General features: G+C 58.0%; 9 protein-coding genes. 2 read left to right on the top strand and 7 right to left on the bottom strand.

Features of this window, described 5'->3' with window-relative positions:
• Nucleotides 1-4 precede the first annotated feature (4 nt).
• Both EIEH_RS16465 and queC read left to right on the top strand, forming a co-directional pair.
• Nucleotides 5-1,720, top strand: coding sequence for an SgrR family transcriptional regulator (locus EIEH_RS16465; RefSeq protein WP_015870478.1), 1,716 nt, complete (start codon nucleotides 5-7; stop codon nucleotides 1,718-1,720).
• A gap of 52 nt (nucleotides 1,721-1,772) precedes the next feature.
• On the top strand, nucleotides 1,773-2,462 hold the full coding sequence (gene queC, locus EIEH_RS16460; RefSeq protein ID WP_015870477.1) for a 7-cyano-7-deazaguanine synthase QueC: 690 nt from the start codon (nucleotides 1,773-1,775) through the stop codon (nucleotides 2,460-2,462).
• Between the two features lie 78 nt (nucleotides 2,463-2,540).
• Here queC and EIEH_RS16455 read toward each other — a convergent pair whose 3' ends face one another.
• From EIEH_RS16455 to tig, 7 genes are all read right to left on the bottom strand, one after another.
• The gene (locus EIEH_RS16455) at nucleotides 2,541-2,885 is read right to left on the bottom strand and encodes a ComEA family DNA-binding protein (protein WP_015870476.1); all 345 of its coding nucleotides are present in this window, start codon (nucleotides 2,883-2,885) and stop codon (nucleotides 2,541-2,543) included.
• 142 nt (nucleotides 2,886-3,027) lie between these two features.
• Nucleotides 3,028-4,908, bottom strand: coding sequence for a peptidylprolyl isomerase (gene ppiD, locus EIEH_RS16450; RefSeq protein ID WP_015870475.1), 1,881 nt, complete (start codon nucleotides 4,906-4,908; stop codon nucleotides 3,028-3,030).
• Nucleotides 4,909-5,191: 283 nt separating this feature from the next.
• Nucleotides 5,192-5,464, bottom strand: coding sequence for a nucleoid-associated protein HU-beta (gene hupB / locus EIEH_RS18220; RefSeq protein WP_015870474.1), 273 nt, complete (start codon nucleotides 5,462-5,464; stop codon nucleotides 5,192-5,194).
• 216 nt (nucleotides 5,465-5,680) lie between these two features.
• Nucleotides 5,681-8,035, bottom strand: coding sequence for an endopeptidase La (gene lon / locus EIEH_RS16440; RefSeq protein ID WP_015870473.1), 2,355 nt, complete (start codon nucleotides 8,033-8,035; stop codon nucleotides 5,681-5,683).
• A gap of 224 nt (nucleotides 8,036-8,259) precedes the next feature.
• Complete coding sequence (gene clpX / locus EIEH_RS16435) at nucleotides 8,260-9,531, bottom strand: ATP-dependent protease ATP-binding subunit ClpX (protein WP_015870471.1); 1,272 nt, start codon at nucleotides 9,529-9,531, stop codon at nucleotides 8,260-8,262.
• 182 nt (nucleotides 9,532-9,713) lie between these two features.
• A complete protein-coding gene (gene clpP / locus EIEH_RS16430) occupies nucleotides 9,714-10,334 on the bottom strand; it encodes an ATP-dependent Clp endopeptidase proteolytic subunit ClpP (RefSeq protein ID WP_015461119.1) in 621 nt (206 codons plus the stop codon).
• Between the two features lie 229 nt (nucleotides 10,335-10,563).
• A complete protein-coding gene (gene tig, locus EIEH_RS16425; protein ID WP_015870470.1) occupies nucleotides 10,564-11,865 on the bottom strand; it encodes a trigger factor in 1,302 nt (433 codons plus the stop codon).
• Nucleotides 11,866-12,269: the final 404 nt, after the last annotated feature.

Raw genomic sequence — 12,269 nt, 5'->3', positions numbered from 1 at the left:
CTTAATGCGCCTGCTGCAACGCCTTAATCAATATCAACGCCTGTACCAGTTTGCCGGCGATGTGCCGGTGTCGGCCACCGTCGCCGAGCTGGCCGCCATTATCTGCTGCAGCGATCGCCACGTGCGAACGCTGCTAGGTCAGCTGCAGGAGGCCGGATGGATCCGCTGGCAAGCCAGCGCCGGGCGCGGGCGGCGCGGCAGCCTACGCTGCCTGCTTCCGGTATCGCAGCTGCGCCACCAGCTGATGGAGCACCTGCTGCGCGAGGGCAACCATCAGGGCGCCCTACGGCTGGCGGCCCGCGATCCGGCCCAGCTGACCCCCTATCTGCAGCCCCATCTCGGCGGCCACTGGCAGGCCGAGTTGCCTACCCTACGCATTCCTTACTACCGCCCGCTGGAGCCCATCCACCCCCTGCAGCTAAGCGGACGCGCCGAGCAGCACCTGGCGCACACCCTGCACGCCGGCCTGACGCGATTCGTTCCCGGAAGCACCGCGCCGCAGCCAGATCTGGCCCACCACTGGCAGATCAGCGCCGACGGCCTGTGCTGGCAATTTTTACTGCACAACAATCTGCGCTGGCACCACGGCCAACCGATTGGCGCCGGGCAGCTTCTGGAGACGCTGCGCGCCCTCTGCATACACCCCCAGGCCAGTGCTCTGCTGGCCAGCGTCGCCGCTATCGACCGCCCCCATCCACTGTGCCTGCGCTTTACCCTACATAGCCCCGATTACTGGCTGGCGCACCGGCTGGCCAACCTGCTGTGCCTGCTGCCCCACCCACAGCTGCCCGATATTGGTGCAGGGCCATTCCGTCTGGTCAGCGCCAGTCCAACCCTGCTGCGTCTAGAGCAGTATGAGGGCTACCATCTACGGCGACCCTATCTGCACGCAATCGAATACTGGATCACCGCCGGAGCCGGTACGGCACTGCCCTCCTGTCAGAGGGCTGTCAGAATACAGATACAACAACACGATGAGGGAGCCCAGGACACCCGACGCCTCAAAAGCAGCACCAGCCTGGGCTTTGGCTACATGGCCGTCAACCTGCGTCAGGGACGCCTCTCTCCTCGCCAGGCGCGCGACCTGCTCGGCCTGATGCGCGAAGGGCAGACCTTCAGCGCCCTGTCGCTGGAGGAGGGGATCACCCTACGCTGCGAGGAGCTGCTGCCCGGCTGGGCGATCCCGGCGTTTACCGGGCCACCCGGCCCGCTGCCGCCCCGCCTGACCCTTCTCAGCTACCCGGCGTCAGCCCTGCACCAGCTGGCACGCCGACTACAGAGCCGTCTGGCCGCCTGCGGCTGCGCCCTCACACTGCAGCTCATCAGCGGAAAACGCTGGAGCGATGATGCCCAGTTGGCTCAGGCAGACATTATCCTGGGGGACAAGCGCATCGGCGAATCGCCCGGCGCCACCCTGGATAACTGGCCGCGTACCGACCGACTGTGGCAGGCGATCCTCCCTCCCAATGCCTATGCAGATACGCTGGCGCGCCTCAACCTCCAGCGGCAGGTCAGCGCTGAGGCACAGCGGTTAGCCGCGCTGCGTCAGCTGTACGGCTCGCTGATGGCGCAGGGATATATGGCGCCGCTGTTCAACTATCGCTATCAGGTCAGCGTTCCGCCCCGGGTCAACGGCATCATATTGACCGCCCACGGCTGGTTCGACTTTTGTCAGGCCTGGGTGCCGGCGCCAGCAGCAAGCTGTTCATCGCCAGGCTGAGCGGCTACCATACGGCCGATATTTTCTTTTAGCGCACAATTGAGGTTATTGTATGAAACGCGCCGTAGTAGTTTTCAGTGGCGGTCAGGACTCGACCACCTGCCTGATCCAGGCCTTGCACCACTATGATGATGTCCACTGCATCACCTTTGACTACGGGCAGCGCCACCGCGCCGAGATCGACGTGGCCCGTCGGCTGGCCGGGCAGCTGGGCGCCAGCGCCCACAAGGTGTTGGACGTCGGCCTGCTCAACGAGCTGGCCATCAGCAGCCTGACGCGGGACAACATCCCCGTGCCAACCCAAAGCGAGGACGGCATTCCCAATACCTTCGTCCCTGGCCGCAATGTGCTGTTTCTGACCCTGGCGGCGATCTATGCCTATCAGGTTGAGGCTGAGGCCGTGATCACCGGCGTCTGTGAAACGGACTTCTCCGGTTATCCGGACTGTCGGGATCAGTTTGTACAGGCTCTGAATCACGCCGTCTGCCTAGGCATGGCGCGCGATATTCGCTTCGAAACGCCACTGATGTGGCTCAACAAAGCCGAGACCTGGGCGTTGGCCGACTACTACGGTCAGCTGGCGCGGGTACGCCACGACACCCTGACCTGCTACAACGGCGTTCAGGGCGATGGCTGCGGCCACTGCGCCGCCTGCCACCTACGCGCCCACGGCCTGCAGCAGTATCTTGCCAATCCGGCGGCCGTGATGGCCGCGCTAAAGCGCAAGAGTGGACTGCAGTAACGCCCCCTTTCGCCACCCTACGCCAAACGAGGAGACTGCGCAGCGCCGACCCATACGCAGATCGGTGCCGCGCTATCACTAGAGCGCCAGGCGCGCCCGGTTCTTCTCCAGCAGCGCAGCGCCAATCCCCTTCACCTGTAGCAATTGTTCCAAACGGGAAAACACGCCATGCTGCTCACGAAAGGCGACGATCGCCCGGGCCTTCTCCAGGCCGATGCCGCTGAGCCCCTCAGACAGCGCCTGCGCTGACGCCTGATTGATATTGACCCGCCCGTGTTCGGCGCTCTCCACAGCCCCGCTGCTGTGCGTGACGGAGCTTGTGGACGGTACAGAGGTGGGGGCCGTAGCCGCCTGCGGTACAGAGGGAAAAAAGAGTAGCGCGATCCAGAGTGGAGAAGATAACAACAGAGTTAACGGATTCATGGCAGGGCTCCTTAGGGATAATGGTAGTCGCCTCTTACAATGCCCTTCTGAGATGGGTCCGGCAAAGCCGGATAGCGCAATATGCAAAAGGCCGCGAATGCGGCCTTTTGGTGTTACATCAACTCAGCCACGGCGATGGGAATTACTGCACATCTGCCGCCGCGCCCAGCTTGATCTTGGCATTATCGCGCAGGTTATCCATCAGGGCATCGAAGGTGATCCCGGTCTCACCGGTGAGCATCTGAGAGGCGAATGCCTTCATTTGCTCCGCCGACAGATGACCCGCCGTTACGGCGTTCAGGCGAATCAACGCGATATTGTCATGACGATCTGTCGATATGCCGTACACCGGCTTATCAGTCTGTGGGTGCGGCATCGCGAATACCGTATCCGTCAGCTGACGATCCTCAGAGGCACGGGTCAGTGTCTGCTCGGCACCAAAGCGCAGGCCAGCAGCCTTCAGTGACGCCTCGCCCTTACCTGCCTGCAGCGCGGCCAGTAACTTCTCGCCATCACTGCGCGCCTGGGCAATCGCCTTCTGACGCTTCAGCAGCTCCGTCACCTGATCGCGCACCTGATCGAACGGTTTCACCGCCTCTGGCTTGTGCTCACTGACGCGCAGTACAAAAGCGCGATCGCCCTCGACGCTGATCACATCAGAGTTACTGCCCGGCGTGCCGTTTTCCCCAAACAGGGAACCGTCGAAGATAGCCTGGGTAATCGGTTTAAAATCAAGTACCTGTGGCACACTGTCGCGGGAAAACCAGCCGGTCTCCGTCGCTTTCACCCCGGCGGCATCTTCGGCCCCGGCCAGCGAATCATTGTCGTTGGTCGCCGCATCGCTCACCTTCTGCTGCAGCGCATAGAAGGCATCCAGCGCCTTCTGCTGCTTCACCTTGTCGGCGATCTCTGCACGTACCTCAGACAACGGTTTAACCACCGCGGGCTGTATACCGTTCAGACGCACGATCAGGTAGCCCACGCTGGAGGCTATCGGTGCAGAGACGTCACCTTTATGGCTCAGTTTAGCCGCGCGGATCTCATCCGGCGTGGTTTCCTGCTCCAGCCAACCCAGTTCACCGCCGTTTTTACGGGAGATAATATCGGTAGACTTCTCCTTGGCCAGGGTCGCGAAATCGGCACCGCTGGCCAACTGCCCGGCGATAGCCTTCGCCTCCGCCTCTGTCTTCACCTGGATCACGCTGTAGTCACTGCGCGCCGGTTGGGTAAAGCTCCCTTTATGCTGATCGTAATAGGCGCTAATCTCCGCATTACTGACCGTCATTTTATCGTTGATGGCCGCAGCATCCATTTCGATATAGCGTACCTTGACCGTCTCTGGGGCAATGAAGCTGCTCTGATGCTGCTGATAATAGCCCTGTAGCTCCGCATCGCTGACCTGCTGCAGCGGCATCAGCTTGCTGATGTCAATGGTTGCCAGGCTGACCTGACGCTGCTGCATAGTCAGCGCCGCCAAGGCGTTGACCTCAGCCGGCAGGGTAAAGCCGGTGGCGGTGAACCCCTGGATTAGCTGCTGGGTCACCAGCTGCTGACGCACCAGCTGAGCGTAGGTATCCGGGCTCAGTCCCAGACGCGCCACCATATCCAGATATTTAGCGTTATCGAAGTGATTATCGCTCTGGAAATAGGGCATTGCGCGGATCGCTTCCTTTACCTGTGCATCGCTGATCGCCAGATTAAGCTTTTTGGCATACTGATCGAGCAACACGTCATCGATCATGCGGGAAAGCACCTGCTTACGCAGCTCTTTCATATATCCTTCGTTACCTGCCAGCACGGAGAACTGATCGCCCAGCTGCTGTTGCAGACGGCTGCGCTCATTCTGCACAGCCTGTTCGAGCTGGGCCCGACCGATCTCTTGGCCATCCACCTTGGCCGCATAGTCGCCGGATCCGCCGATCAGATAATTACCTACCCCGGTCAGCACAAACGAGATGATGATCAGAGCCAGGATAACCTTGAGCACGACGTGATTGGCGGCCGCGCGTAAATTGTCCATCATAGTGTGGCAACACTCCGCTGTGATTGTTGGTAATACGTTGTGACTCCGCTTTGTTCCAGGCCATGGCCCGTATACGCACAGCACACGATTAGATTAACTGCTTCAGACTGCCCTGACCGGAGATCGCACCGCCGAGTTCAAGGAAGGCAGTTTCCCGCCATAAAAAAAGCGCATCAGCATGATGCGCTTTGTATTTTACCTTAGCTATACCATGGCGTCAGTCGATTGTTTGCGATTTCTGGAAATCATCGCCCGCCAACGCCCGGCGCAGCGCACCATCGGCTTAGTTAACGGCGTCTTTCAGCGCCTTGCCCGCACGGAAACCAGGAACCTTCGCGGCAGGAATATTAATTTCCTTGCCCGTCTGCGGATTACGGCCAGTGCGGGCAGCACGTTCGCGGACGTCAAAAGTACCAAAACCGACCAGTGCAACGGCGTCACCTTCCTGCACGCTTTCGGTCACGGATGCAATGAATGCATCCAGCGCACGACCAGCTGCCGCTTTGGAAATATCTGCACCCTCAGCAATTTTGTCGATCAGTTGTGATTTATTCACTCTATCATCCCCTTTAAAAATCTCGCCGTACAGGAAACGGTTCTCCCTACCGTACGGCGGCGCAGCTGTTATATCAAGCCTGTCTCTGTCCGGCAAGGCGTTTCACGGCCACTTGCTACGGCTGACAGAGTTCTACGTTAGCCGTACAAAAAAAGGCTGGCAAGCCCGAAATACGCTGCCAGCCGGTGTTTTATCAACGTATTTTGCGATATATCACTATTTTGCCGTAACAACGTCCATCCCAAACGGGGAACTCTGCAGCGCCAGGGCCAAAACCTCATCGATCCACTTCACCGGATGGATATCGAGATCGCGCAGAACGTTCTCCGGCATCTCCTCCAGATCACGCTTGTTGTCGTCCGGGATCAGCACGGTCTTAATCCCACCACGGTGGGCCGCCAGCAGCTTCTCCTTCAGCCCGCCGATCGGCAGTACCTGACCTCGCAGCGTAATCTCCCCAGTCATCGCCACATCGGCGCGCACCGGATTACCGGTCAGGCAGGAGACCAGCGCCGTACACATGGCAATACCGGCGCTCGGGCCATCTTTCGGGGTCGCCCCCTCCGGTACGTGCACGTGGATATCGCGCTTCTCATAGAAGTCCGGGTTGATCCCCAGCTTGTCAGCGCGCGCGCGCACCACGGTCAACGCCGCCTGAATCGACTCCTGCATCACCTCTCCCAGTGAGCCGGTATAGGTCAGTTTTCCCTTACCCGGGACACAGGCGGTTTCAATGGTCAGCAGATCACCACCCACCTCGGTCCAAGCCAGGCCGGTGACCTGACCTACGCGGTTTTCGCTGTCGGCACGGCCATAATCACAGCGCTGAACGCCCAGATAGTCTTTCAGGCTATCGCCATTGATCACAATATGGCGCAGCGACTTATCCAGTAGCAGCTGTTTCACCGCCTTACGACACAGCTTGGAGATTTCACGCTCCAGCGCGCGCACCCCGGCCTCACGGGTGTAATAGCGAATAATCCCGATAATAGCGCTATCATCCACCGTTAACTCGCCTTTCTTCAGCGCATTACGCTCAATCTGCTTCGGCAGCAGGTGCTGGCGGGCAATGTTAAGCTTCTCGTCTTCGGTATAGCCGGACAGGCGAATCACCTCCATACGGTCCAGCAGCGGCGCCGGAATATTCATGGAGTTAGAGGTGGCGACGAACATTACATCGGACAGATCGTAGTCCACTTCCAGATAGTGATCGTTAAAGGCGACATTCTGCTCCGGATCTAGGACCTCCAGCAGGGCCGAGGCCGGATCGCCGCGCATGTCAGAGGACATTTTATCGATTTCATCTAACAGGAACAGCGGGTTACGAACTCCCACTTTAGCCATCTTCTGGATCAGTTTACCCGGCATAGACCCGATATAGGTCCGACGGTGACCACGGATCTCCGCCTCGTCGCGTACCCCGCCCAACGCCATACGTACATACTGACGTCCGGTCGCCCGGGCGATAGATTGCCCCAGCGAGGTTTTACCTACCCCCGGCGGTCCAACCAGACATAGGATCGGCCCTTTAATTTTGCTGACCCGGCTCTGTACCGCCAGGTATTCCAGGATGCGATCCTTGACCCGCTCAAGGCCATAGTGGTCGGCGTCCAGCGTCTCCTGCGCCTTGCACAGATCTTTTTTCACCTTGCTGCGAGCGTGCCACGGTACCTGTACAATCCAGTCGATGTAGCTGCGTACCACGGTAGCTTCCGCTGACATCGGCGACATCATCTTCAGCTTCTGCAGCTCGGACTCCGCCTTTGCGCGCGCCTCTTTCGGCATTTTGGCCGCTTCGATCTTGCGCTTCAGGGCCTCAAACTCATCCGGTGCATCGTCCATTTCGCCGAGCTCTTTCTGAATCGCCTTCATCTGCTCATTCAGATAGTACTCGCGCTGGCTCTTCTCCATCTGCTTCTTCACCCGGTTACGGATGCGCTTTTCCACCTGCAGCAGATCGATCTCGGACTCCATCATCGCCATCAGGTATTCCAGACGCTCCGCCACGTCGGACATCTCCAGCACCGTCTGTTTATCGTTCAGCTTCAGCGGCATATGGGCAGCAATGGTATCGGCCAGACGGGCAGCATCGTCGATGCTGTTCAGCGACGTCAGCACCTCCGGCGGAATTTTTTTGTTCAGCTTGATATAGCCTTCAAACTGATTGATGGCGGTGCGGACCAAAACTTCTTGCTCGCGCTCATCCATCTCCGGCGTATCCAGGTACTCAGCCTGAGCCGCAAAGTGTTCGCCGCCGTCAGACAGCGTGGTAATACGCGCACGCTGGATCCCTTCTACCAGTACTTTTACCGTACCATCGGGCAGCTTCAACATCTGCAGAATGGAGGCCACCGTACCGACCGTAAACAGATCGCTGATCCCCGGCTCATCGGTCGAGGCCTCTTTCTGTGCCACCAGCATGATCTTCTTATCGTGATCCATTGCGGCTTCCAGGCAACGGATCGATTTTTCCCGGCCTACAAACAACGGAATCACCATATGCGGATAAACCACCACATCGCGCAGCGGCAATACGGGGATTTCTATGCGTTCGGAACGCTCAGGATTCATAGAGCTCTCTCTTTGTTTAGCTTCCGCCAGGTTATGGAGAAACAGCACCGCACAACGGACAACGGCTGCTTCGCCAGAGGATTATCTGAGTATATGGGGATACATTTGCGGGATTCAACGCTGTCACCCGCGGAAAAAAAATGGGGGATGCTATCCCCCATTTTACCCCATTTCCCGTATCGCTGCCGGCGATCTACGCGACGCGCGACAGCGGTAACGGTGAGTTACTCGCCGGAGGCCTGCGCCTCAGGCTGACCATAGATCAGCATCGGCTTGCTCTGGCCATTGATAACGTTCTCATCGACGACCACTTTCTCCACGTTCTCCATGGAGGGCAGATCGTACATCGTGTCGAGCAGCGTCCCCTCAACGATAGAGCGCAGCCCGCGCGCGCCGGTCTTACGCGCCATGGCCTTCTTGGCGATAGCGGTCAGAGCCTCGTCACGGAACTCCAGATCGACCCCCTCCAGACCAAACAGCGCCTGATACTGCTTGGTCAGGGCGTTTTTCGGCTCTTGCAGGATCTGGATCAGCGCGGCTTCATCCAGCTCTTTCAGGGTCGCGACGACCGGCAGACGGCCAATAAACTCCGGGATCAGGCCAAACTTGATCAGATCCTCCGGCTCAACCTGGCCCAGCAACTCGCTTTCGCTGGCCTTATCCGCCTTCCCCTTCACCTTGGCGCCGAAGCCGATGCCGGTGCCGGTATTCACGCGCTGGCCGATCACTTTATCCAGGCCGGCAAAGGCGCCGCCACAGATAAACAGGATCTTGGAGGTATCTACCTGCAGGAACTCCTGCTGCGGGTGCTTACGCCCCCCCTGAGGCGGTACCGCAGCGACCGTACCTTCGATCAGCTTCAGCAGCGCCTGTTGTACCCCTTCGCCGGATACGTCGCGGGTGATCGACGGGTTGTCTGACTTACGGGAGATCTTATCGATCTCATCGATATACACGATGCCACGCTGGGCCTTCTGTACATCATAATCACACTTCTGCAACAGCTTCTGAATGATGTTCTCAACATCTTCACCGACATAGCCGGCTTCCGTCAGCGTTGTGGCATCAGCCATAGTGAAAGGCACATCCAGCAGACGCGCCAGCGTCTCCGCCAGCAGGGTCTTGCCGCTGCCCGTCGGGCCGATCAGCAGGATGTTGCTCTTACCCAGTTCGACGCCGTTGCTGGCGTCTCCGTTGCGCAGGCGCTTGTAGTGGTTATACACCGCCACCGCCAGCACCTTCTTCGCCTGCTCCTGACCGATAACATAGTCATCCAGATGATGACGAATTTCATGGGGCGTCGGCAGTGCACTGCGCTCACGGTGCGACGTTACATCCTTAATCTCTTCGCGAATGATGTCATTGCACAAATCGACACACTCGTCGCAGATATACACTGACGGCCCGGCGATCAGCTTACGAACTTCATGCTGGCTTTTGCCGCAAAAAGAGCAGTACAGCAGCTTGCCTGAACCGTCTTTGCGCTTATCTGTCATCAGTAAACCTCTTTCATTTAATAGCTGTCCCGCCAATGGCGGGCGTACGCCCCATCCATGCATGTAGGGCCCGCGCGGTTCACAGCGATATCCGAACGAAAGCGCCCGGGGGCGCTTTGCATCACTATAGTATATCGGCGAATGGCCAGACAGGCAGCATGAGGGTCGGTTCGCCGCACAAATCAGGCGCGCTGGGTCAATACGGCATCAACCAGGCCGTACTCCACCGCGTCCTGTGCAGACATGAAACGATCGCGCTCGGTATCGCGCTCAATAACCTCAATCGGCTGCCCGGAGTGCTTGGCCATCAGGGTATTCATGCGCGCCTTGATGCTGAGGATCTCTTTGGCATGGATCTCAATATCGGTCGCCTGCCCCTGGAAGCCGCCCAACGGCTGATGGATCATCACCCGGGAGTTCGGCAGACAGAAACGTTTACCCTGCGCGCCAGCCGCCAACAGGAATGACCCCATTGAGCAGGCCTGTCCCATACAGATGGTACTGACATCCGGTTTAATAAACTGCATGGTGTCATAGATGGACATCCCGGCGGTGATCACCCCACCCGGTGAGTTGATATATAAGTGGATATCTTTCTCCGGATTTTCTGCTTCCAGGAACAGCATCTGGGCCACGATCAGGTTGGCCATATGGTCCTCGACCTGCCCTGTCAGAAAGATAATGCGTTCTTTGAGCAGACGGGAAAAAATATCGTATGAACGCTCGCCGCGCGAAGTCTGCTCAACAACCATGGGCACCAATGCCATGTGCGGTGCTAACTCACGCTGGTCACTGTATGACATTAACCGTCTCCTATAGAAATCTCTTCAGCAGTAGTACGTTTTGATTCTACTTGAGATAGGCCAGATTGACTATGCGCAATCGGGCCCTCTCCTGCCGTCCCTGCACAGCAGGCAGACAGTATGTAAACGATCTGGGGGCGGATGAGATAAAATAAAGCCGCCACATAATAAAAAAAACCTTCGCCCGAGGACGAAGGTTTTCATACTCACGAACCCAATGGCCTGGGGCTTACGCCTGCGGCTGGTTCATCAGTTCGTTGAAGGTGGTCGCTTTTTCGCTGACTTGAGCCTGGGACAGCAGAGCTTCAACCGCCTGCTCTTCCAGCGCCATGTTGCGCATGTTGTTCATCAGCTCTTTGTTCTTGCTGTAGAACTCGATCACTTCCTGCGGATCTTCGTAGGCAGAAGCCATCTCTTCGATCAGTGCATTTACGCGGGCGTCATCGGCTTTCAGCTCGCTCTTGCTGATCACTTCGCCCAACAGCAGACCAACGATAACGCGACGCTTCGCCTGCTCTTCGAACAGCTCGCGCGGCAGCTCCATCGCCTGCTGCTCGTTACCACCGAAGCGCTGTGCGGCCTGACGGCGCAGCACGTCGATTTCACCGTCAACCAGCGCAGCCGGAACGTCGATTTCGTTAGCCAGAACCAGGCCGTCCAGAACCTGGGCCTTGATGCGGTTACGCACGGCGTTTTTCAGCTCGCGGGTCATGTTCTTACGCACTTCGGCCTTCAGGCCATCCAGAGAACCATCGGCAACGCCAAAGCGTTTGATGAACTCAGCGGTCATCTCCGGCAGTTCGCGCTCTTCGACTTTCTTCAGTACGATGTCGAACTTGGCCGCTTTACCCTTCAGGTTTTCAGCGTGATAGTCTTCCGGGAAGGTGACATCGATAACGAACTCTTCACCGGCTTTGTGACCCAGAATACCGTCTTCGAAGCCCGGGATCATACGGCCCTGACCCATGGCCAGGACAAAGTCAGTCGCCTTGCCGCCTTCGAAGGCTTCGCCGTCGATAGAACCGGTGAAATCGATGGTCGCACGATCCTCTGCGCCCACTTCGCCCTCTTTAACACTCCAGGAAGCCTGCTGCTTACGCAGGGTTTCGATCATCGCATCTACGTCGGCGTCGTTAACATCAACCTGCGGCTTCTCAACCACGATGGTGTCCAGACCCTTCAGCTCGATCTCCGGGTAAACTTCAAACTCTACCGCATAGGCAAAGTCTTCACCCAACTTGTATTCGCCCGGGACATACTTCGGAGCACCGACCGGGTTCAGTTTTTCTTTGATGATCGCATCGACGAAATTACGCTGCATCAGATCGCCCAGCACGTCCTGACGTACAGATGCGCCATAACGCTGAGCGACGATGTTCATCGGCACTTTGCCCTTACGGAAACCGTCAATGCGTGCCTTCTTGGCAACATTACGCAGTTCGCTCTCTACTGCTTTTTCGATGCTGTCAGCAGTAACAGTAATATTTACGCGACGACCCAGGCCTTCGGTGGTTTCAACAGAAACTTGCATCTTATACCTCAAAAAATCACAGTGCTCGGTCAACGCCAGAAGCCGTTCTCTGCATCATGCCTGAGAGCCGCAACTTACTCTGAAGTGGGATAGCGCAAAACGTAACCCCGCCGCCTTTCAAGCCGTATCGCCGCCGGCTTCCCCGCGCCCCCCTGACCACCTACCTCAGTAGGTTTCAGAGAGTTCACTGCGGCGCCGCGCCGATGCAACCCGAAGCGCATCGGGTGTATATCGCATTCCCTGTTTTCAGAAGCGTCCCGAATACCATTCCGGAAAAATAGACGCGACATTATAGCGATGCGCGCACTGGGAGTCGAGAACCGCCGGGATGTAAGTCACGCGGCGCCTCACATTTTCGCACCGGGCTATCCCATCCGACCCTGCACAGGGTATAAAAAAGAGGG

The sequence above is a fragment of the Edwardsiella ictaluri ATCC 33202 genome (assembly GCF_000264785.1).
In the GTDB taxonomy this organism is placed as follows: Bacteria; Pseudomonadota; Gammaproteobacteria; order Enterobacterales; family Enterobacteriaceae; genus Edwardsiella; species Edwardsiella ictaluri.
The sequence above is the reverse complement of the archived record's forward strand: the minus strand, read 5'-3'. Positions and strand labels throughout refer to the sequence as shown.